Here is a 21526-nt window from a genome sequence, read left to right on the forward strand (position 1 = left end):
GGTGGATGACCACCCCGCCCGCCGTCCTACCGTGGTACGGAAGACCTGCCTCCGGTCAGCTCCGCGGCTTCTCGTCGCCCGGTGCCACCAGCACCAGCCGACGCCGACGGGCGAGCATCAGCAGCGCGCCGCCCGCGAGTAGCACGACGGCACCGATGCCACCGATCAGGGTGGCCTGTGCGCCGGTCACCGGCAGACCGCCGTCGCCGCCACCGGTGCCACCACCGGTCGTCGGGCTGACGCTGGTGCTCGGGCTCGGCTGACCGCTGGTGCTCGGGCTCGGCTCAGCGGTCGGGCTCGGGCTCGGGCCGGTGCTCAGGTCGACGAACACGTCGAACAGCGAGGTGTTGTCACCGTCGTCGGTCTCGGTGAAGACCTTGCGCTGCGCCTTGCTGGCGACCTGCGGCTCCTCCTCCGGAGTGCCCTCGGCCTCGGTCAGCCCGGCGGCGAACAGGACGCCCGGGGTGAGCACCTTCTCGGTGACGCCCGTGCCGACCTTCACCCGTACGTCGGCGGTGTAGAACTCGCCCGGCCGCAGCACCGCGCCGCTGTCCTCGCAGTACGCCACCACGCCGCCCAGGTCCTGCGTGACGCAGCTCTCCGGCAGGTCGACGAAGCTGGCGCCGTCCGGCAGGGCGATGCCGTAGAAGATGCCGGTGGCCCGACGGCTGCCGCCGTTGTAGAGCGCCCAGTCCAGCGGGGCGGTGCCGCCGGGCTTGACGCCGGTCAGTCCGCTCTCGCCGGCCTCGTCACCGTCGACCACCACGTCGGCGTAGACGTCCTGCACCCAGGTGGTCAGGTCGTAGCCGGGCTTGACGACCATGATGTCGTGGTCGACCGAGTCCGAGGTGGTGTTGGACCCGCTCACGGTCACCTTCAGCACGCCACCCTTGCCGCGCGTGTCGGTGCCGAACAGCGGGATGCCGAACTCCTCGGTGGTGCCGGCGGCGATGTCGTCGGTGGTGCCCCCCAGGTCGGACAGGGAGCAGGTGAACGCGGTGCCGCTGACGTCGCAGGCGTCCGGTTTGAGCACCCCGACCTTGTTCGCCTTCAGGCCCGCGGTCTCGACGGTGACCTTCACGTCCTTGGCGTCGACCGTGCCACGGACGTTCTGCACGGAGAACTTGAACGGCTTGGCCTTGGCCTCCTTGACGCCCAGGGCCAGCTGGGAGCTGAGCGGCACGAGGTCGAGCTGCGCCTGGTCGGCGGCGCTGGCCGGGGCGGCGACGGTGGCCAGGCCACCGACGGCGAGCAGGGCCACGGCGCCGAGGCGGGCCAGGGCCGAGCGGTGGAACAGAGTCATCGATCCCCCGGGGGGCTAGGGACTGCTGGGAAAGGTGTGACTGATGTGGCGAACCGAGCGGACGTTATCCGAGATCGACGCCGGTACGCCAGCCGTGACGTGCGTTTTTACCCGAGACGGGGCCGAACGGACGAAGAGCGGGGGCGGGACGGTCACCCGTCCCGCCCCCGTTTTATATGAACGGCCCTCCCGGGCCGATGGAGGACGTACGACACTCGTCATCCGCTCGCCGCAGGCGGTGGGCGGAGGTACGTCGGGCGCACGTTAGCGGGCACCGCCGCGCCACGCCAACCCCCGCGCCGCAGCGCCGGGAGCGGGATATCCGCCCAGCGTGCCGCACGCCGCCCCAATTGCCGCCTCTTGTGCGGGCTGGTCCCGCGCCGCCTCGGCCGAACGGCGACCACGAATATCCCCTGGGCCGACACCCGGACCCATTCAGCCAGTCACCGCAACGACCTGATCGGTTACCCGTAGTGACGGTCGGGATGGCTCAGCGGGCCTCGACGAGCGGCAGCGTACGGCCGGCGCCACCGCCGGGCATGGCGATCGAGGAGAAGTGCGACACCACCCGCTCGTCGGTCGGGTCGTCGGCGGGGGTGTGGTGCACCGCCAGCCGACGGTAGAGGGTGTCCCGCTGGGCGGGGATCCGGTCCGCCGAACGGATCATGCCGATCAGCTCGTGCAGGTTGGACCGGTGCCGCGCGCCGGCCGAGGAGATGACGTTCTCCTCCAGCATGATGGAACCGAGGTCGTCGACGCCCATGTGCAGGGCGAGCTGCCCGACGTCCTTGCCGGTGGTCAGCCAGGACGCCTGCAGGTGCGGCACGGTCTCGAAGAACAGCCGGGCCACCGCCACCAGGCGCAGGTACTCCAGGGTGGTGGCCTGGGTGCGGCCCTTGAGGTGGTTGTTCTCCGGCTGGTACGTCCACGGGATGAACGCCCGGAACCCACGGGTGCGGTCCTGCACGTCGCGGATCATCCGCAGGTGCTCGATCCGCTCGGCGTTGGTCTCGCCGGTGCCCATCATCATCGTCGCGGTGGACTCCAGGCCCTGCCGGTGGGCCAGCTCCATGACCTCCAGCCAGCGCGCGCCGGACTCCTTGAGCGGGGCGATCGCCTTACGCGGACGGTCCGGCAGCATCTCGGCCCCGGCGCCGGCGATCGAGTCCAGCCCGGCGGTCTTGATCCGGGCGATGGCCTCGTCCAGGCTGACGCCGGAGACCTTCGCCATGTGCAGGATCTCGCTCGGCCCGATCGAGTGGATCGCGAGCTGCGGGTACGCCGTCTTGACCGAGGAGAACAGCTCCTCGTAGTACTCCACGCCGTAGTCCGGGTGGTGGCCGCCCTGGAGCATGACCTGGGTGGCGCCCAGCTCGACCGCCTCGCCGCAGCGACGCAGGATCTCCTCGGTCGGGTGGGTCCAGCCCTCGGCGTGCTTGGGGGCCCGGTAGAAGGCGCAGAACTTGCACGCCGTCACGCAGACGTTGGTGTAGTTGATGTTGCGGTCGATCAGGTAGGTGACGATGTTGTCCGGGTAGCGCCGCCGGCGTACCGCGTCCGCCGCCTCGCCCAACGCGTGGAAGGGCGCCTCGGTGTAGAGCAGCAGCGCCTCCTCGGGCGTGATCCGCCCGCCGTCAGCGCCGCGTTGCAGGATGTCGTCGATCTCCCGGTTCGCCGTCACATCCCGAGCGTACGCCGGGCTGCCTGCTGGTTCCGCACAGCACCGGGGGCGGGTGACGAGCACCCCACCGGCACCCGGTGCACACCGGAAAACCCACCCACCTCGCCCGGCGCGGGCAGTCGGGCCCGTCCGGGTGACCTGCCCGTGACTCCTCACGCCATCAGGCGGCGAGATGGCTTCGCAGCGCCATCAACCTGCCACGCATCTCCTCGGTGTCGAAGGTGCGCCGACCCAGCCGCTCAGGCACCTTCTCGGTGGTGTCCATCAGGACCGACGACCAGGCACGCGACAGACGTCCCTGGAGCATGAGAGTGACCGTGGTGGTCGACGCCGCCTCCACCCGGTGCAGCAGGTCGTACGGCATCGAGTAGGACGAGCCTGGCGTGAGTTGGACTGCCAGGGTCTCCCGTACGGACACCATGTCCACGAGGTCGAACCGCCAGGCGGATTCGCCGTCCCGGCTCGACTCCCGATAGCGGGTGAGGATCGCTCCGCTCCTGGCCGGATGGTAGTAGCGGCAGTCGAGTCGACCGGCGACCACCACCGAGGAAAAGTCGAAGCGGTGATCATGGATATCTTCGCGCATCCTGGCCCGCCCGGGCCACCAGACGTGCATACGCAACTGGCCGAGGTCACCGAAGGTGGCCAGAATGAACTTGTCGAAGCCGAGAGCATGCGGATGCGAACGAGCGGCCACAGCGTCCGCGCGGGAGTCGTCGTCCAGTAACTCGGTGAGCAGGGCGCTCAACCGTTCCGGCCGGCCAAGCCGCCGCAGGATGCTGATGGCCGACCCGGACGGCTGCCCCGAACTGCCGGCGAGTGCCGCCATGATCTGCCGCTCGACAGACGACATCGAGCTTGCGTCCAGCACGAGCGACGACATGTCACCACCTCGACACGAGATCCACCATACATAGTTCGTGATCCGAGAAATTGCTCACCAGCTTCGGCTCGACCGCCGGCGACAGGTCAGCCGAGAAGAGAATGTCGTCGATGGCCATTCCGTTGTGCGTTGCCATCTCGCCGAACGCCCGGACCATCGGGTTCTCCATCGAGCCCAGCACGAGGTCGCGATCCTCCGTGTTGAAGTCACCGCAAATGACCACCTGTCCGCTGTCGGACCGGGGCAGGGCCGCCGACACCGACTTCCATATCCCGGAGAACGCCGGCTCACCAGCGTCCCGACCAAACCGGTGGAAGGGGAACGAATGCAGCGAAGCGACGGTCACCTCGGTGAACCCGAAATCGAGCGTGCAGGACACCATTCCCTTGTCGTGCAGCGCCATGACGGTGCGGCCCCTGGTGGTGGAGAGCCGCGGGTTGGGCAGCACGACTCCCCCGATCCGGCTGACCGGGTAGCGGCTGGCGACAGCGACACCCGCCCGCTTGCCCTTCTCGAACGACGACTCGGAGAGCGGCATGGTGGCCGCGTACTGCAACGCCGTTCTGGTGAGCAGCGCCGACAGGACCTCCGACTCGCCCTCGGCGGTGAAGTCCACCTCCTGTAGGGCGAGCACGTCGATGTCGAACTCGTCCACGAGATCGACCATCTGGGCCAGGGCCTCTGGCCGGCGGGTCACGTCGTCACTCGCGGCGGGCAATCCCTCCCGGACGTTCCAGGTCGCGACCCGGATCCGATCGGTCAGGGTGGCCAGGGAAGATTCAGCATCGAGTAGTCCCGTACGACCAGCACCCCCTGATAGGTCATCCATGTGGGCTCCTTTCGCTCCTCTTTCCACTTCCACACCCCATTCTCTTGAAGATCGAGCACTGCCCTGACCGCCTGCCGCAGGTGCGGCAGGCGCCGCTCGTCGACCGCGCGACACATCAATGCCCGCGCCACCCAGGCCGGCGTGAAGTGACCGACGATGATGGTGTCCATCGCGTCGCCCGCACTGGTCAACCGTCGTAGCTGTTCATCAGTGACGTCGTAGTGGGAGTTTCGGATCAGCCATTCGATGCCCGCGTCCACACACTCGTCGAGCTTCTCCCGTCGGTCACCGCGAACGGCCTGAGCCGCCTTGCGGAGAGCCACCACGGCTCTCGCGGTGTGCGGTACGGATACCGCATTCCCGTGGTTCACTGTCATGCCCCAGGACATGCATGACGGTTCCCCCTCCGCCTGCTGCCGGACGGCCCCCTTCACCAGGTGGGTCGTCAACTCGTCGAGCTTGGCCGAGCCGGGCTCAACCTCGGCGAGCGCCGAGATCGCCGAACTGAGAACAGTCACGCGCTGCCAGCCGACAGTGTCGACATCTGGCGTCATCATGCGTTCGAGTTGTCCCACCAGCTCGGAGCGCATGGCGGGATCCAGGCCCGTTCGCACGAGTGCGGTGAGCACCCAGGCCGTGACTTCCGGCCGGGCGACATCCTGTTGTGAGCGGGCGACCCAACCCCCTGCCGGCCGTTGTAGCGCCACCACGTTCTCCACCAGCCGTCGGCGGTCGAGCCGCGCTTCCCTGATGTCCAGGGCGAGGGCGATCCGAAGGCCGTACGACGTCCCGATGGCGCTCGGCGGGACCTGCTCCCCCATGAACTGCGACCAGCCGAAGACCTCCCCCTGGCTCCCGCTGAAGGTACGCAGATCGGCCATCAACCGACTCCGGGTGCCCTCCATGATCTGCCGTGCGGAGACGAACGGCCTCGGCTGCGGTTCCCGGCCCCCGGGCAGCATGGTGCCGGCAGCCAACGAAGGGCCAAGGAATCTCTGCAGCCCCGGCCGCTGGACGAGCCATTTGAGGGCGATCCCCACGCACAGGGCGGCCAGCACGGCAAAGGCATAACGCACCCAGTCCTGGCTGAACCACTGATTGGGTAGATGATCGACCAGGAGACTGTAGGTCGCGAAGATGAGCGCGAAGGGACCCAGATCGGCTATCCGCCGTCCGAGGCTCCGGAGCCGGCCGCGAGTCGGACCGGCGGGTTCACGCTGAGGTTCATGCGCCGACAACGGCTCGTTGCCACGGGCCGTCTTCTCACTCAGCGTCACGCGCTCTCCGATCAGATCGCCCAGAGTGTGCGCCTTGGGACACAGCGTTTGATTGCCGGAGAACCCTAGCGAGACGCGTCAATGAAGAACATCGTGCGGGGGTAGGGGGCGGGAATGACCGAACGGGTATGTTTCTTCACCGCCGTTGACATGGGCTCGCCCATCTGATTTGTCATGGTCGGGAGGCCGACCAAGAAGGCCCTCCCGTACGGGCCCGTGACGCCAGCAGGTCATTCTCGATCAGCGGCAAACGGCGCGACGACCGCCTCTCAGTCGTACATTCCCGACTGCCATGTCCACGGAGCCCGGCCAATCCATCAAAAGCACGGGCTGTCTCCGAACCGACACTTGGGCGGCTCCGTCAATCCCAGAGTCCGAGCTTGGTCCCGGTGCGGCTGGACGGCGGGACAGGCCGCTTGGCGGGATTGGGACCAGCCCGCTCACCGTCACCCGTCGTAGTCGACCGTCAGCTCGTCGGTCACCGGGCTGGCCTGGCAGGTCAACACGTACCCGGCGGCCACCTCGTCCGGCTCCAGGGCGTAGTTGCGGGCCATCGTCACCGCGCCGGAGACCACCTTCGCCCGGCAGGTCGAGCAGACCCCACCCTTGCACGCGTACGGCAGCTCGCCGCGCACCTTCAGCGCCGCGTCCAGCACCCGCTCGTCGCGGCCCATCGTGAACCGGGACGACCGGCCGTCCAGCACGATGGTCACTTCCGCGCCGCCGGTCGACTCGCCGCTGCGGCGGACCGGCTCCGGTGGGGTGTCGACGTGGAACAGCTCGGTGTGCACCGCCGACTCGGGCAGGCCCCGGCCGGTCAGCACCGCCTTCGCGTCCAGCACCAACTGGTAGGGGCCGCAGAGGAACCACTCGGCGATCGCGTCGCCGGGCACGATGGTGTCCAGCAGCCGGGTCAGCCGGTCGGCGTCGATCCGGCCGGACAGCAGCGGCGACTCGCCCGGCTCCCGGGACAGCACGTGCACCAGGTGCAGCCGGGTCGGGTAGCGGTCCTTGAGGTCAGCCAGTTCCTCGGCGAACATCACCGTGCCGGCCGTGCGGTTGCCGTACACCAGGGTGAAGGTGCTGGCCGGTTCGACGGCCAGCGCGGTCGCGACCAGCGCGAGCACCGGGGTGATGCCGGAGCCGGCGGCCACCGCGCCGTAGTGCCGCACCCGGTCCGGCGTGAACGCGCTGGTGAAGTGCCCCAGCGGGGGCAGCACGTCGACGGTGTCGCCGTGCCGCAGCGCGCCGCAGGCGTAGCTGGAGAACGCACCGCCGGGGATCTCCCGCACCCCGATCCGCAGCCGGCCGTGCCGGGCCAGGTCGTCCGGCGTCGAGCAGATCGAGTACGACCGCCGCACGTCCGCACCGGCCCCGGGCCCGCCGCCGGTGCCGGCCGCGTCCGACGGCGGCGCGGGCAGCCGTACGGTCAGGTGCTGGCCGGCGGAGAACGCGAAGGTGGCCCGCAGCTCCTCGGGCACCGCGAAGGTGATCGCCACGGCGTCGTCGGTGAGCCGGTCCACGGCGGCGACCGCAAGCGGGTGGAAGGCCGGCCGGCGACGGACCGGGCGGGAGATCGTGACAGTCACAGCGCCTTCAGGTGGTCGAAGGGTTCGGAACAGGACCGGCAGCGCCACAGCGCCTTGCACGCGGTGGAGCCGAACCGGCTGAGCTGTGCGGTCTCCGGCGACCCGCAGCGCGGGCAGCGCACCGCCAGGGTCACCGGCACCGCCGTGCCGTCGCCGCGCGGGGCGGGCGGGGCGATGCCGGCGGCGGCGAGCTTGGCCCGGCCGTCGGCGGAGATCCAGTCGGTGCTCCAGGCGGGGCTGAAGACCGTGCGGACCTCGGCGTCGGGGTGCCCGGCGACCGCGAGCGCCCGCCGGATGTCGGCCCGGATCACGTCCATCGCGGGGCAGCCGGTGTAGGTGGGGGTGATCGTGACGACCACCCGCCCGGTGGCCGGGTCCTCGTCGACCGCCCGCAGGATGCCCAGCTCGTCGATGGTGATCACCCGGATCTCCGGGTCCACCACCGCCGCGACGGCCGTCCTGGGGTCGGTCACCGCCGCCGTCCCCGGCCCGACCCGCTCACCACCGCGCCCCGGGGTGGGCGCGGTGCAGCACCTGCATCTCGGCCAGCAGGAAGGACAGGTGCTCGGTGTGCACGCCGTCGCGACCGCCGCCCGGCGTCCAGCCGGTCTCCGGCCGGGTCAGGGTGGCCTCGGCGAGCACCGCGTGCACCACGGCGTCGAAGTCGGCCCGCAGGGTGGCCGGGTCGACCGGGGCCGCCGGGTCCGCCGTGAACAGCTCGTGGTGGTACGGCCAGAGCTGGTCCAGCGCGGCCTGGGCGCGGCGGTGCGACTCGTCGGTGCCGTCGCCGAGCCGCTTCACCCACAGCGCGGAGTGGTCCAGGTGGTAGGCGGACTCCTTGCGGGCCTTCGCGCCGATCGCGGCGAGCCGCTCGTCGGGGCAGCCGGCCAGCGCGGTGTAGAGCGGCACCTGGTACGCCGCGAGCAGCAGCAGTTTCACCATGGTCACCGCGAAGTCGCCGTTGGGCAGCTCGACCAGCAGGCAGTTGCGGAACTCCCGGTCGTCGCGCAGGTACGCCAACGCGTCCTCGTCCCGGCCGGCACCTTCCAGTTCCCCCGCGTACGACAGCAGCAGGCGGGCCGCGCCGAGCTGGTCGAGGGCGATGTTGGCCAGCGCGATGTCCTCTTCCATCTCGGGCGCGCGGGTGGCCCACTCGCCGAGCCGCTGGGCGGCCACCAGCGCGTCGTCGCCGAGGGCGAGGGTGAAGTCGAAGGGGCCGTTCACAGGTGGGCCACCCCGTCCGGCACCTCGTAGAAGGTGGGGTGGCGGTAGACCTTGTCGGCGGCCGGGTCGAAGAAGGCGTCCTTCTCGTCGGGGCTGGACGCGGTGATCGCACCGGCCGGCACCACCCAGATGGAGACGCCCTCCTGCCGCCGGGTGTAGAGGTCCCGGGCGTTGCGCAGGGCCAGCTCGGCGTCGGGGGCGTGCAGGCTGCCGACGTGGGTGTGGGACAGACCACGTCGGGCCCGGACGAAGACCTCCCACAGCGGCGAGGTCACCGGCGTCCGGGGCGGTTCGTTCTGCTCGCTCACGCGGCCACCTTCTCCCGCTGGTCCGTGGCCCGGCTCTGCGCGGCCCGCTTCGCGGCGTACGCCGTGGCGGCCTCGCGCACCCAGGCGCCGTCGGCGTGGGCCCGCCGCCGGTGTTCCATCCGTTGCCGGTTGCAGGGGCCCTCACCGGAGATCACCCGCATCAGCTCGTCGTAGTCGGGCTGGGTGAAGTCGTACGCCTGCCGCTCGTCGTTCCAGCGCAGGTCGGGGTCGGGGATGCGGAGGCCGAGGACCTCCGCCTGCTGCACGCACATGTCGACGAAGCGCTGCCGCAGCTCGTCGTTGGAGAACCGCTTGATCTTCCAGGCCATCGACTGCGCGGAGTGGGTGGAGTCACCGTCCGGCGGGCCGAACATCGCCAGTGACGGGTACCACCAGCGGTCGAGCGCGTCCTGCGCCATCGCCCGCTGGGCCGGGGTGCCGTGCGCGAGGGTGTGCAGGATCTCGTAGCCCTGCCGCTGGTGGAACGACTCCTCCTTGCAGACCCGGATCATCGCCCGCGCGTACGGCCCGTAGGAGCAGCGGCACAGCGGGACCTGGTTGACGATCGCCGCGCCGTCCACCAGCCAACCGATCGCACCCACGTCGGCCCAGGTGAGGGTGGGGTAGTTGAAGATCGAACTGTACTTCTGCCGACCGTCGAGCAGCAGCTCGACCAGCTCGTCGCGGCTGACGCCGAGGGTCTCGGCGGCGGCGTAGAGGTAGAGGCCGTGGCCTGCCTCGTCCTGCACCTTGGCCAGCAGGATGGCCTTGCGCTTGAGCGAGGGGGCGCGGCTGATCCAGTTCCCCTCGGGCTGCATGCCGATGATCTCGGAGTGGGCGTGCTGGGCGATCTGCCGGACGAGCGTCCGACGGTAGGCGTCGGGCATCCAGTCGCGGGGTTCGATCTTCTGGTCGGCGTCGATCACGTCGGCGAAGTACGCCGCCGGGTCCGCGCCGGGCGTGGGGGTGCCCTCCCGGGCGCGGGCCGCCGCCTCGCGCAACGCCGCCTCGGCGGCCTCGACCTGACCGAGCAGGCCACCACCGGGCGTGTCCTGCTCCGGGGCGAAGTCGTTGCCATACATTCGTCAAGTGTTACAGCTCGCCTCCTCTGACACCAGAGGGTGTAACAGGATTTGAGTAGCGGCTTCCGTTACCAGGCGGATGCGCTCGGTCGACACCAGGACACCTCCTCGGATATGACTTGGGTCACTGATCAAAGATGAATACCCACAAGGGGCGCAAACCGTGCCTATATCTCGACTTACCGGCAGTTTGCCGTGCGTCGGATTCTGGCGAGTCGGCTGTCCGGACGTAGACTTCCCCGGTCACCACCGATCGGCTACCGACGATCGCCAGCGAGACACAGGCCACTCCCCCGGCCTCGGCGGTCGAGCCGACACCCGCGGAAGCAGCCGGTCCCCCCGGCCTGACATCTGGAGTTCACCCACGCATGCGATCTCGCGTGATCATGGTGCTCGCCGTTATGGCGGTGCTGCTCGGCACCGGCCTGCTGGTGCCGACCGCGTACGCCAAGCTCGCCGGCGACGACCCGACCGGCGGTACCGGCGGCGGCACGGCGGAGAAGGTGCCCGCGCCCGCGCCGACCGCGCCCCCGACGCCCACCCTGGCCGACGCCCCGGTCTCGGTGACCTTCAAGGGGGAGTTCTTCGCCTGGGCCCTGCAGGACCGCAAGACCGGTCAGGTCTCCGGCTCGAAGAACATGACCTCGACCAGCTCCACCGAATCGATGCTCAAGGTCTGGATCGTCTCCGACTACCTGCGCGAGCTCGGCGACCAGAAACCGCCGGCATCGATGTTGAAGAACGCGAGCCTGGCCATCCGGGACAGCAACGACGACGCCACCAACCGGATCTACGCGAAGTCGGGGGGCTCGTACCGGGCGCTGGACAACGGCCGGCCCGGCCCGGTGCTCAAGCGGGCGATCGACATCTGCGGCCTCAAGGACACCAAGCCCGGCAACGTCCCCGGCTACGAGGGCTGGTGGAGCTTCACCCGGATGTCCCCCCGCGACGCCGCCCGGCTCGGTGACTGCATCGCCGACGGCAAGGCCGCCGGCCCCCACTGGACCAAGTGGGTGCTCAACGAGATGGCCCAGGTCCGGGGCAGCGTGAGCAAGCAGCTGGCCCGCGCCGGCGGCGGCCGGTGGGGCATCATCGACGGCCTGCCCGACGAGATCACCAAGCAGGGCCCGGTCGCGATGAAGAACGGCTGGACCCCCCTCAGCTACGACGGCAACTGGCACGTCAGCTGCCTCGCCGTCACCGACAAGTGGAGCCTCGCCGTGATGATGCGCTACCCGGTCCGCCAGCAGCTGACCTACGGTGCCAAGGTGTGCGCCAGCGTCGCCACCCAACTGGTCACCCCGCAGCCCGGCGCCGCGCTCAAGGTGCCGCAGCCGATCGGGAAGCTCTGATGCCGGGCAGCCGGCGGCCCGGCCGCTCCGCCCGACGGGACCACCGCCCGCTGAAGATCGTCGCGGTCGCGGCGGTCCTCACCGGCCTCGTGCTGGTCTCGCTGCGGCTGCTCCCCGGCTCGCCAATGGAGTCCACGGCCGCCTCGCGCTGGGGTGACGCGTCCACCGCGTCCCGGTCCACCGGGTCGGCCGTCGACCGCCGTAGCCGGCCGACCCCGGTGCCGTCGCCGACCCCGTCGCTCGCGCCGCTGCCCTTCGCGGACCGGGAAATCGACCTCGACATCAAGGGCTGGTACGCCTGGAGCGTGCTGGACCGCCGCACCGGCACGATCATCGGCTCGGACAACATGGCCGAGACCAGCACCACCGCCTCACTGATCAAGTCGTGGATCGTCGCCGACTACCTGCGCCGGGCGGCCGAGAACGGGCAGACCCCGAGCGACGCCAAGCTCGCCGACGCCACCCGGATCATCCGGGACAGCGACAACACCCGGGCCGAGCAGTTCTACAACGGGGTCGGCCGGTCCGCCTCGATCAAGCGGCTGCTCTCGCTGTGCAAGCTCACCGACAGCAGCGTGGCCGACGACGGAGGCTGGAGCCGGACCAACCTCTCCCCCCGCGACGCCGCCCGGCTCGGCAACTGCATCGCCGACGGTCGCGCCGCCGGACCGACCTGGACCAAGTGGCTGATCAACGAGATGCGGCTGGTCCGGGGGTCGGGTGACTTCGGCATCCGCAAGGCGTTCCCGGCCGCCCAGCAGAAGAAGATCGCCATCAAGAACGGCTGGATCGACCGGACCCGCGAGCAGGAGATGCACATCAACTGCCTGGCCATCGGTGACACCTGGACGATGGGCGTGATGGTCCGCTACCCGATCAACATGGGCTACGAGTACGGCATGAAGAACTGCCAGAAGATCACCGAGGCGTTGCTCGGCCCCAGCACCTGACCGGGTTGATCGACTCCGGATCGCCGATGTAGCGGTATCCACGGCCGGGGATACCGCTACATCGCCACACCACCGGCTGGGTCAGCCGGCGAAGAACTCCGGGCCGCCCTCGGGCAGGGCGGGAGCTTCGCCGGTCGCCGCCGCGCGGCGGGCGAACTCGCGCAGGCCGGCGACCTGCCGCTCACCCAACGAGAAGTCGAGGGCGCGGAAGTACGTGGCCAGCGTCGCCGCGTCGAACGGCTCCCAGCGGGCCGCCGCCTCCGCCACCTGGTCCAGCTCGGCCAGGCACAGGTCACGGGAACGCAGGAACGCCTCGTGCACCTCCTTGACCAGGCCAGGGTGGGCGGCGGCGAAGTCCCGGCGGACCGCCCAGACGGCGAACACCATCGGCAGCCCGGTCCACTCCCGCCACGCCTGACCGAGGTCGGTCACCGCCAGCCCCCGGCCCGGCGCCTCGTAGAGGGCGCGCAACGCCACGTCACCGATCAGCACCCCGGCGTCGGCCTCCAGCAGCATCTGGGTCAGGTCCGGCGGGCAGCGGAAGTACTCCGGGTGGACGCCGTACCGGTCGGCGAGCAGGAGCTGGGCCAGCAGCACCCCGGTCCGCGAGGTCGAGCCGAGCGCGACCCGCCGGCCGTCCAGCTCGGCCAGCGGCCGGGTGGAGACCACGTTGACCGAGAGCACCGGCCCGTCGCTGCCCACCGCCAGGTCCGGCAGGAGCAGCAGCTCGTCGGCGTGCCGCAGGTATTCCACCTGGGAGATCGGGCCGATGTCCAGGTCACCGGCGACCAACGCCGCACTGAGCCGGTCCGGCGAGTCCTTGTGCAGGTCGACGTCGAGCAGCGCGCCGGAACGCATCAGCCCCCAGTAGATCGGCAGGCAGTTCAGGAACTGGATGTGCCCGACCCGGGGACGTGCCACACGCTCAACCATGCCCCGACCGTATCCCCGCCGGCCCGTACCGGCTCACCGGGAGGCCCGGACAGTGGTCAACCCCGCACCGTCTCCCCTCGTCGCAGGGCCTGCCCCGACCGACGGGCCGGCAACCACGGCCCCGGCGTCCCCCGGCACCGTCCCACCCTTCCCGGCCCGCGACGGGTCCGCGTCCCCGGCCGGCACCGATCCCGGGTGCCCGAACGGGGGCGGTCCGGCGGCCTCCGACAGCGGCGGCCCGTCCCCGGTCCGCGTCGGTGTGCGCGGGCCGGAGCGGGAGTGACGCACCGCCCGGGTGACGACCGGCACGAACGCCAGCACCACCAGCAGGCCGGCGACCCCGGCGGCGGCGATCAGCGGGCGCGGTGGGAGCACCGCCAGCAGCACGCCGCCGAGCAGGTAGCCGGCCATCGAGCCGCCCTGGACCGCCGCGCCGATGACGGCGTACGCGCGGGCCCGCAGCGGCTCGGGCACCCGCCGGGCGGTCAACACGGTGGCGAAGACGTTGTCACCGCCGTTGGCCGCACCACCGATCAGCCAGAGCGGCACCAGCAGCGCCGCCGTCGGGACGGTCGCCGCGAGCACCACCACCAGGCTGCACCCGGCGAGCGTGGCGAGCACCCCGTGGACGAGTGCGCCGTCGTCGGTGAGCCGGCGGGCCACCCGGGCGGCCAGCCAGCTGCCGGGCAGCATGCCGGCCATCCACGCGGCCCCGACCAGGCCGTAGACGGTGGCCGAGGAGTCCAACGTCTCCCGGATGAAGAACACCTCGATCACGTTGATGCCGCCGATCGCGGTGATCACCGCCGCCGTGCTGACCACCAGGGCCAGCATCAGCGGGTCCGCGCGCAGCCGCCAGGCCGGGGCGGGACCGGTGCCGACCGTCGCGGTCACCGTCCGCCGGCCGCCCCGCCGGGTGCGCAACGCCAGACCCGCGCCGACAAGCGCCAGGTAGCTGACGGCGTCCAACAGCAGCGGTACGAGGGTGCCGAACTCCCCGACCAGCAGCCCGGCGAGCACCGGTCCGGCGAGGGCGCCGAGTGAGCCGGCGGTCTGGCTGACGGCGCTGGCCCGGGGCAGGTCGCCGGGGCGGACCATCGCCGGCAGCAGCGCCGCCAGGCAGGGCTGGGTGACGGCGAGCCCGCAGGCGAGCAGGGCGACCAGCCCGATGACGACCGCCGGTTGCGTGGCGAAGGCGAGCAGGACGCAGATCACCGCCTGGATCGACCCGACGGTGACCAGCAGGGTACGGCTGTCGACCCGGTCGGCGAGCCGACCGGCCAGCGGCGCGCACAGCACCAGCGGCAGGGTGGCCGCCAGCAGCAGCCCGGAGACGGCCAGGCCGCTCGCCCCGGCGGACTGGAGAGCCAGCGCCAGGGCGGTGGCGGCGAGGAAGTCCCCGCACATGGTGGTGCCGCGGGCGGTGGCGGCGATCCAGACGTCGGACCAGCGCGACCCGTCAGTTGTGAAGGACATACTTCGAAAATAATCCTTCACAACTGAATACGGCAAGCCCCGCTCCCGCCGACCGGTACCCGCGTCCGGCCGGGTCTTAGAGGGGGATCGTGCGGTACTGGGCCGCGACCGTCCGGGCGTCCGCCGGCGGGTCGGCCAACCGGTTCCGCTGCCGGTACGGCTCGAACAACGCCATCACCGCGTCGTTCAGCCCGGCCAGTTCCTCGGCGGTGAGCAGCAACAACGAGTCACTGAACAGGGCACCGCCATACCACTCGGCGGGCTCGTCGGCAGCGTGCCGCAGCCACGTCCGCATCCGCTCGGCGTCCCGGGCCGAGTGCGCCTCGACCAGGGCCTGTTCGGCGGCCCGCGCCTCCGGGCCGGCCCCCTGTCCGGCCTCGACCAGCCAACTCTGGCTGAACGTGCGCCACACCCGTTCCCGCGCGTCGCCCCGGCTGGGCGCCTGCTCGACCAGGCCGAACTTCGCCAACGCCCGCAGGTGGTAGCTGGTCGCGCTCGGCGACAGCCCGGCGATCTCGGCCAACTCGGTGGCCGTCCCGCCCCCCGCCCGGGTGCTCAGGTGCTCCATGATGGCGATCCGCGCCGGGTGGGCCAGCGCCCTCATCACCTGCGGGTCGCTGATCGTCATCCGGCGCGGCTCGGGGTGCGGCTCGGTCATGACCCCATGATCCCGCCTGCCCGGGACCCCGGCCAGCAACCGGCCGCCACACCGGGGCGGGGAATCAGGTGGAGATGGGGGCTGGACGGCGCGTAGGCTGATTGACCGCTCGACGGCCGTGGTGAGGTAGCCACCGCAGCGGACGTCCCCACGCGCCAGGGACCTGTCCTGGATACGCGGGCGAGCCGATCGAGACCGCCGAAGAGGATCACCGTGCCCGCAACCGACGAACGCGGCAGAAGCCGCCCCGTACCAGCAGACCCGGCACCCACCCACCTCGAAACGGAACTCAGCACCGAGCAGGCCCACCTGGAGACCTCCCGACTCGCCCTGCGCCGGATGCGCGACCGCGCCGAGTCGCTCTTCGCCACCGGTGACAAGGTCGCCGGGGACGCGTACACCGCCGAGCAGCTCGGCCGGCACCTGGCCCGACGGGTCGCCGAGCTGGCCGACGACCCGACCACCGCGCTCTTCTTCGGCCGTCTGGACTTCGGCCCCGCCGACCCGGAGCACGCCGGGCGCGGCTACCACGTCGGCCGGCGGCACGTCACCGACGACCGGGGCGAACCACTGGTGCTGGACTGGCGGGCCCCGGTCTCCCGCTCGTTCTACCGGGCCAGCGCCCGGGACCCGCAGGGCATCGCGGTACGACGGCGGTTCGGGTTCAACGCCGGAACGCTGACCAGCTTCGAGGACGAGCACCTGGACCGGGGTGAGGAGCTGGGCACGGCCAGCCGCATCCTCACCGCCGAGATCGAACGCCCCCGGGTCGGGCCGATGCGGGACATCGTCGCGACCATCCAGCCCGAGCAGGACGAACTGGTCCGGGCGGACCTGGCCGACTCGATCTGCGTCCAGGGAGCGCCGGGCACCGGCAAGACGGCGGTCGGGCTGCACCGCGCCGCGTACCTGCTCTACCTGCACCGGGAGCGGCTGCGCCGGGCCGGGGTGCTGATCGTCGGCCCGAACCGGGCGTTCCTTGCGTACATCGCGGCGGTGCTGCCCGCCCTCGGCGAGGTCGAGGTGGCCCAGGCCACCGTGGAGGACCTGGTCGCCCGGGTGCCCGTCCGGGCGGTCGACGATCCGGCGGTCGCCGCCCTCAAGCACGATCCCCGGATGGCCGGGGTGCTGCGTCGGGCGGCGGACCAGCGGATCACCGCGCCGACCGAGCCGATCATGGTGTCGGACGGGTCGTTCCGTTGGCGGATCGGGCTGGAGCCGCTGCACCGGGTGATCGAGGAGACGCGGCGGGAGGGCCTGCCGTACGACACCGGGCGGGAGCGGGTCCGGGCCCGGGTGGTCGGGTTGTTGCAGCGCCAGGCCGAGGCCCGCCGGGCCGAGTCGCCGGGCGACGCCTGGCTGCGCCGGATGGGCAGGGCCCGCCCGGTGACCGCCTTCCTCGACGCGGCCTGGCCGGCGCTCACCCCGGAGGGCCTGGTGCACTCGGTGCTCGGCGACCCGGCCGTCCTCGCCGCCGCCGCCGACGGCCTGCTCACCGCCGACGAGCAGGCCCTGCTGCGCGGCGAGGCGACGCCCACCGATCCGACCGGCACCGACCCGACCGGTGCCGGGCCGGTCAGGGGCCGGTCGGGGGCCGGCGCGGCGGGCACGAAGCTCGGCCGGACGCCGAAGGCGACCCGATGGACCGCCGCCGACACGGTGCTGATCGACGAGGCGGCCGGGCTGATCGAACGGCCCGCCGGCTTCGGGCACGTCGTCGTGGACGAGGCGCAGGATCTCTCGCCGATGCAGTGCCGGGCCATCGCCCGGCGCAGCGAGCACGGTTCGATCACCCTGCTCGGCGACCTGGCCCAGGGCACCGCGCCGTGGGCGGCGAGCGACTGGCGGGAGTCCCTGGCCCACCTGGGCAAGCCGGACGCGGTGGTGGTGCCGCTGAGCGTCGGGTTCCGGGTGCCCGCCGCGGTGGTCGCGTTCGCCAACCGGCTGCTGCCGGCGCTGGCGGTCGACGTACCACCGGCGGTGTCACTGCGCCGCGACGGTGCGCTCGACGTGCGTACCGTGACCGACCTGGTGGCGGCGACGGTGGCCGAGGTGCGCGTGGCGCTCGGGCACGACGGTTCGGTCGGGGTGATCGCCGCCGACGACGCGGTGGCCGGGCTGCGGGCGGCGCTCGCCGACGCCTCGGTGCCGACCGCGACCGCCGACGACGTGGCGGCCTCGGCGCGGGTCACCGTCGTCCCCGCGACCCTGGTCAAGGGCCTGGAGTACGACCAGGTGGTGGTGGTCGAGCCGGCCGCGATCGTGGCCGCCGAGCCGCGTGGCCTGCACCGCCTCTATGTGGCGTTGACCCGCGCGGTGTCGCGGTTGTCGGTGCTGCACACCGCCCCGCTGCCCGCCCCGCTGGCCGACCCGCCGGACGGCCCGACGCCGGCCTGACCGCACCTGCACGTCGGCCTGACCGCATCTGCGCTGGACGGCCCACCGGACGCTGTCGGGTCGGGCCCTGCTGTCCGGTGGCCGACCCGGACGACCGGCGGCTCGACTTTGTGTTTTAAAGTAGTTTGCATGACCCCCGAAGACGACGCCCCCATCGACGCCGCCGCCGCGATGCGGCTGATCCGCGAGCAACGGGCCAGCACCGTCCGCCGGCTCGAACCCGACCCACGGGTGCACTACTGGCCGTGGGGGTTCGCCTGGCTGATCGGCTTCGGGGTCTACTTCCTGCGGTTCTCCCCCGACGGCCGCACCATCGTCCCGATGCCCGCCTGGCTGCCGCTGACCGTGCTCTTCGTGCTGCTCGTCGCCGCCGCCGTGGTCTTCGGGGTGGGCAGCGCCCGCGCCTACCGGCACGTCGCCGGCGAGTCGGCCCTGCGCGGCAGGTGGTACGGCACAGCCTGGGGCCTCGGGTTCTTCGGCCTGTCCGTGGTGATCGGCCGGGTCACCGACAGCCTTCCCTCCGACCTCGCCGGGCTGCTCTGGTCGGCGCTGTCGGTGGGGCTGACCGGTGCCCTGCACATGGCCGGCGGCGCGATCTGGCTCGACCGCACCCTGTACCGCCTCGGCGTCTGGCTCACCGTCGTCAACATCGTCGGTGTCGTCGCCGGCCCCGGCTGGCACGCCCTGGTGGTGTCCGTCGCCGGCGGCGGAGGACTGCTGGTGGCCGGCGCGCTCGCCCGGCGGCGGCACGGATGAGCGAACTCGACCCGGTCATCCACGCCCAGGCCCGGCTGCGGGTGGTGGTCACCCTGGCCACCCTCGCCGACGGCGACCGGATCACCTTCCCCCGCCTGCAGGAACTGCTCGCGATGACCGCCGGCAACCTCTCCGTCCACCTGCGCAAGCTGGAGGACGCCGGCTACGTCGAGATCGACAAGACCCACCGCGGACGCACCCCGACCACCCTGGTCCGGCTCAGCCGGCGCGGACGGCGGGCGTTCGAGGAGTACACCGAGAACATCCGCGCCCTGCTCGACCCCGCCGACCCCCGGGAGCCCCGATGATCCTCGCCCATGCCGACCAGGCCACCCGCCGGTACGGCGACGTCCTCGCCCTCGACCGGGCCGACCTGACCGTCTCCACCGGCGAACTCGTCGGCCTGCTCGGGCCGAACGGCGCCGGCAAGAGCACCCTGATCAACCTGCTGGTCGGCCTGCGCCGCCCCACCGCCGGGCGGGTCGAACTCTTCGGCGGCGACCCCCGCCGGCCGGCGTCCCGACAACAACTCGGGGTCACCCCGCAGGAGACCGGCCTGCCCGGCACCCTCCGGGTCGGCGAGGTGGTCGACTTCGTCTCCGCGCACTACCCCGACCCGGTGCCCCGGGGTGAACTGCTCGACCGGTTCGGCCTCACCGACCAGGTGCGACGGCAGACCGGCGGGCTCTCCGGCGGGCAGCGGCGTCGGCTCGCCGTCGCGCTGGCGTTCGTCGGCCGGCCCCGGCTGGTCGTCCTCGACGAGCCGACCACCGGGCTGGACGTCGAGGCCCGGCACACCCTGTGGGAGGCCATCCGGTCGTTCCACGCCGACGGCGGGACGGTGCTGCTGAGCAGCCACTACCTCGAAGAGGTCGAAGCGTTGGCGCAGCGGGTCGTGGTGCTCGGGCAGGGCCGGGTGCTCGCCGACGACAGCACCGACGCGATCAGGGGCATCGTCGGCGTCCGCCGGGTCAGCCTCGTCGCCGACGACCTGCCCGCGCTGCCGGGCGTGGTCGCCACCGAACACACCGAGGGGCGTACCCACCTGCTCACCACCGACGCCGACCAACTGGTCCGCGACCTGGTCACCGCCGGGGTGACGTTCCGCGAGCTGGAGGTCCGCCCCACCTCGCTGGAAGAGGCGTTCCTCGCCATCACCGCCGACCCGGCCACCACCACGAGCGCCGCCGTCGGCGCCCGACCCACCGCCTGAGGAGTCGACGCCATGCCGCTCACCCTGGTCCACGCCCGCTACCAACTCCTGGAGACCCTCCGCATCCCCGTCGCCGTGGTCGGCAGCGCGTTCTTCCCCGCCGCCGCGATGCTCTTCTTCGTCGTCCCGTTCGCCGGGGACGACCCGACCGGCGCCACCTACGCCACCGCCGCGATGGTCACCTTCGCGGTGATGAGCGCCAACATCTTCCAGTACGGCGTCGGCGTCGCCGAGGACCGCGACCAGCCGTGGAACCCGTACACCCGGACCCTGCCGGCCGGGCCGGGACCCCGGCTGGCCGGGCGGATCCTGGCCGGGCTGGTGCTGACGTACCTGTCGATGCTGCCCGTCGTGGTCATCGCGGCGGTCGCCACGGCCGCCCGGGTCACCCCGGTCGGGCTGCTGCTCGGCGCGGCCACCGTGGCCGTGGTGTCGGTGCCGTTCACCCTGCTGGGGCTCGCCATCGGCTACTCGCTGCCGAGCAAGGCGGCGATCGTCGTCGCGCAGGTCATCTTCTTCCCGCTGGCCTTCGGCGGCGGCCTGCTCTCCGCGCCGGGCGACGCGCCCGGCTTCATCCAGACGATCGCCCCCTTCCTGCCCACCCGGGGCGCGGTCGAGCTGATGTGGGCGGCGGTCGGCGACTGGCGGCCCGACCCGCTCGCCCTGGCCATGCTCGGGGTCTGGATCGTGCTGCTCGCCACGGTCTCCGGCTGGGCGTACCGCCGGGACGAGGGTCGCCGGTTCAGTTGACCTGTGCGCCGGTTCGGCCCGGTGGCCGCCGCCCGGTGCCACGATGCCGGCAGGGCGTCCACCCGTACGCCCCACAGCCGAGAGGGGTCGACGTGCGCACCGTCGCCGCGGGTACGCCCTGCTGGACCGACCTGGCGACCGCCGACCTGGACGCCGCCCGGCGGTTCTACCCGGAGCTGTTCGGCTGGACCGGCCGGATCGCACCCGAACCCGAGCGGGCCGGCTACACCACCTTCCACCGGGACGGCCGGGCGGTGGCGGGCGCCGGCCCACCGGCCGACCCGGGCCGGGCGCCGGTCTGGTCGACATACGTGGCGACCGACGACGCCGACCTGGTCACCACCCGGGTCGAGGCGGCCGGCGGGCAGGTGCTGGTCACCCCGTTCGACGTCCTGCACGCCGGCCGGATGGCGGTCTTCGCCGACCCGGCCGGCGCGGTGTTCAGCGTCTGGCAACCGATGCGGACCCCCGGCGCGGAACTGCTCGACGCCCCCGGGGCGATGTGCTGGAACGAGCTGGTCAGCCCCGACCCGGAGGGCGCGAAGGTCTTCTACGAACTGGTCTTCGGCTGGCACCCGGAGGAACAACCCGCCGGAGGACCCGGCTACACCGGCTGGCGGTGCGGGGCCCGGATCGTGGCCGGGATGCTGCCCACCCCCGACCCGGCGCGGACGGCGTACTGGTCGGTGTTCTTCGCGGTGGCCGACGTGGACGCGACCGCCGCCCGCGCCACCACCCTCGGCGGCACCATCCTCACCCCGCCCCGGGACACCCTGCTGGGCCGCCGGAGCACCCTGCGCGACCCCGGAGGTGCCCGGTTCTCCCTGCTCCGCCCCGCCACCGACCCCACCTGACGACGGTGACG

Annotated in this window: 21 protein-coding genes; 8 read left to right on the plus strand and 13 right to left on the minus strand. The window is 72.0% G+C overall.

What is annotated here, in order from left to right; translation table 11 throughout:
* Positions 1-55: 55 nt before the first annotated feature.
* The 10 genes from ACN265_RS29355 to paaA form a co-directional block, all read right to left on the minus strand.
* A complete protein-coding gene (locus ACN265_RS29355; protein WP_421410717.1) occupies positions 56-1303 on the minus strand; it encodes an LPXTG cell wall anchor domain-containing protein in 1248 nt (415 codons plus the stop codon).
* Positions 1304-1793: 490 nt separating this feature from the next.
* Entirely contained in the window at positions 1794-2984 is a 1191-nt protein-coding gene (gene mqnC / locus ACN265_RS29360) for a cyclic dehypoxanthinyl futalosine synthase (RefSeq protein WP_420117134.1), read from the minus strand.
* A gap of 160 nt (positions 2985-3144) precedes the next feature.
* Positions 3145-3867 carry a hypothetical protein gene (locus ACN265_RS29365; RefSeq protein ID WP_420117133.1) on the minus strand — a complete coding sequence of 241 codons (723 nt, stop codon included), beginning with the start codon at positions 3865-3867 and terminating at the stop codon, positions 3145-3147.
* A gap of 1 nt (position 3868) precedes the next feature.
* The gene (locus tag ACN265_RS29370) at positions 3869-4696 is read right to left on the minus strand and encodes an endonuclease/exonuclease/phosphatase family protein (protein WP_420117132.1); all 828 of its coding nucleotides are present in this window, start codon (positions 4694-4696) and stop codon (positions 3869-3871) included.
* On the minus strand, positions 4627-5973 hold the full coding sequence (locus tag ACN265_RS29375) for a hypothetical protein (protein WP_421410718.1): 1347 nt from the start codon (positions 5971-5973) through the stop codon (positions 4627-4629). Before ACN265_RS29375 ends, ACN265_RS29370 begins: the two co-directional genes overlap by 70 nt.
* Before the next feature lie 446 nt (positions 5974-6419).
* Positions 6420-7562: a 1,2-phenylacetyl-CoA epoxidase subunit PaaE gene (paaE, locus tag ACN265_RS29380; RefSeq protein ID WP_421410719.1), complete on the minus strand. Its 1143-nt coding sequence runs from the start codon at positions 7560-7562 to the stop codon at positions 6420-6422.
* Positions 7559-8035 carry a 1,2-phenylacetyl-CoA epoxidase subunit PaaD gene (gene paaD / locus ACN265_RS29385; RefSeq protein ID WP_420117129.1) on the minus strand — a complete coding sequence of 159 codons (477 nt, stop codon included), beginning with the start codon at positions 8033-8035 and terminating at the stop codon, positions 7559-7561. Before paaD ends, paaE begins: the two co-directional genes overlap by 4 nt.
* A gap of 25 nt (positions 8036-8060) precedes the next feature.
* A complete protein-coding gene (paaC, locus tag ACN265_RS29390) occupies positions 8061-8786 on the minus strand; it encodes a 1,2-phenylacetyl-CoA epoxidase subunit PaaC (RefSeq protein WP_420117128.1) in 726 nt (241 codons plus the stop codon).
* Complete coding sequence (gene paaB, locus ACN265_RS29395; protein ID WP_421410720.1) at positions 8783-9094, minus strand: 1,2-phenylacetyl-CoA epoxidase subunit PaaB; 312 nt, start codon at positions 9092-9094, stop codon at positions 8783-8785. The genes paaC and paaB overlap by 4 nt, the downstream gene beginning before the upstream one ends.
* The gene (gene paaA, locus ACN265_RS29400; RefSeq protein ID WP_420117126.1) at positions 9091-10176 is read right to left on the minus strand and encodes a 1,2-phenylacetyl-CoA epoxidase subunit PaaA; all 1086 of its coding nucleotides are present in this window, start codon (positions 10174-10176) and stop codon (positions 9091-9093) included. Before paaA ends, paaB begins: the two co-directional genes overlap by 4 nt.
* A 368-nt stretch (positions 10177-10544) precedes the next feature.
* Here paaA and ACN265_RS29405 point away from each other — a divergent pair, with 368 nt between their 5' ends.
* Both ACN265_RS29405 and ACN265_RS29410 read left to right on the plus strand, forming a co-directional pair.
* The gene (locus tag ACN265_RS29405; RefSeq protein ID WP_421410721.1) at positions 10545-11528 is read left to right on the plus strand and encodes a hypothetical protein; all 984 of its coding nucleotides are present in this window, start codon (positions 10545-10547) and stop codon (positions 11526-11528) included.
* On the plus strand, positions 11528-12478 hold the full coding sequence (locus ACN265_RS29410; RefSeq protein WP_421410722.1) for a hypothetical protein: 951 nt from the start codon (positions 11528-11530) through the stop codon (positions 12476-12478). Before ACN265_RS29405 ends, ACN265_RS29410 begins: the two co-directional genes overlap by 1 nt.
* Before the next feature lie 81 nt (positions 12479-12559).
* Here the strand turns inward: ACN265_RS29410 and ACN265_RS29415 are convergent, their stop codons facing one another.
* The 3 genes from ACN265_RS29415 to ACN265_RS29425 all read right to left on the minus strand — a co-directional run bounded on the left by ACN265_RS29415 (position 12560) and on the right by ACN265_RS29425 (position 15545).
* Positions 12560-13411, minus strand: coding sequence for a menaquinone biosynthetic enzyme MqnA/MqnD family protein (locus tag ACN265_RS29415; RefSeq protein ID WP_363650115.1), 852 nt, complete (start codon positions 13409-13411; stop codon positions 12560-12562).
* 33 nt (positions 13412-13444) lie between these two features.
* Complete coding sequence (locus ACN265_RS29420; RefSeq protein WP_421410723.1) at positions 13445-14887, minus strand: MFS transporter; 1443 nt, start codon at positions 14885-14887, stop codon at positions 13445-13447.
* A gap of 76 nt (positions 14888-14963) precedes the next feature.
* On the minus strand, positions 14964-15545 hold the full coding sequence (locus tag ACN265_RS29425; protein WP_204925753.1) for an ArsR/SmtB family transcription factor: 582 nt from the start codon (positions 15543-15545) through the stop codon (positions 14964-14966).
* A 213-nt stretch (positions 15546-15758) separates the two neighbouring features.
* On the opposite strand from ACN265_RS29425, the gene ACN265_RS29430 reads away from it, so the two are divergent.
* The 6 genes from ACN265_RS29430 (at position 15759) to ACN265_RS29455 (ending at position 21515) form a co-directional block, all read left to right on the plus strand.
* A complete protein-coding gene (locus tag ACN265_RS29430) occupies positions 15759-17942 on the plus strand; it encodes a HelD family protein (RefSeq protein WP_421410724.1) in 2184 nt (727 codons plus the stop codon).
* Positions 17943-18071: 129 nt separating this feature from the next.
* Positions 18072-18698, plus strand: coding sequence for a transporter (locus tag ACN265_RS29435; protein ID WP_204925751.1), 627 nt, complete (start codon positions 18072-18074; stop codon positions 18696-18698).
* Complete coding sequence (locus ACN265_RS29440) at positions 18695-19006, plus strand: winged helix-turn-helix domain-containing protein (protein ID WP_088646174.1); 312 nt, start codon at positions 18695-18697, stop codon at positions 19004-19006. Before ACN265_RS29435 ends, ACN265_RS29440 begins: the two co-directional genes overlap by 4 nt.
* Positions 19003-19911 carry an ABC transporter ATP-binding protein gene (locus tag ACN265_RS29445; protein WP_204925750.1) on the plus strand — a complete coding sequence of 303 codons (909 nt, stop codon included), beginning with the start codon at positions 19003-19005 and terminating at the stop codon, positions 19909-19911. The genes ACN265_RS29440 and ACN265_RS29445 overlap by 4 nt, the downstream gene beginning before the upstream one ends.
* Positions 19912-19923: 12 nt before the next feature.
* Positions 19924-20661: an ABC transporter permease gene (locus tag ACN265_RS29450; RefSeq protein WP_204925749.1), complete on the plus strand. Its 738-nt coding sequence runs from the start codon at positions 19924-19926 to the stop codon at positions 20659-20661.
* A gap of 92 nt (positions 20662-20753) precedes the next feature.
* A complete protein-coding gene (locus ACN265_RS29455) occupies positions 20754-21515 on the plus strand; it encodes a VOC family protein (RefSeq protein WP_421410725.1) in 762 nt (253 codons plus the stop codon).
* Positions 21516-21526: the final 11 nt, after the last annotated feature.

It is taken from the genome of Micromonospora sp. WMMD730 (genome assembly GCF_049178955.1).
Taxonomy (GTDB): Bacteria; Actinomycetota; Actinomycetes; order Mycobacteriales; family Micromonosporaceae; genus Micromonospora; species Micromonospora wenchangensis.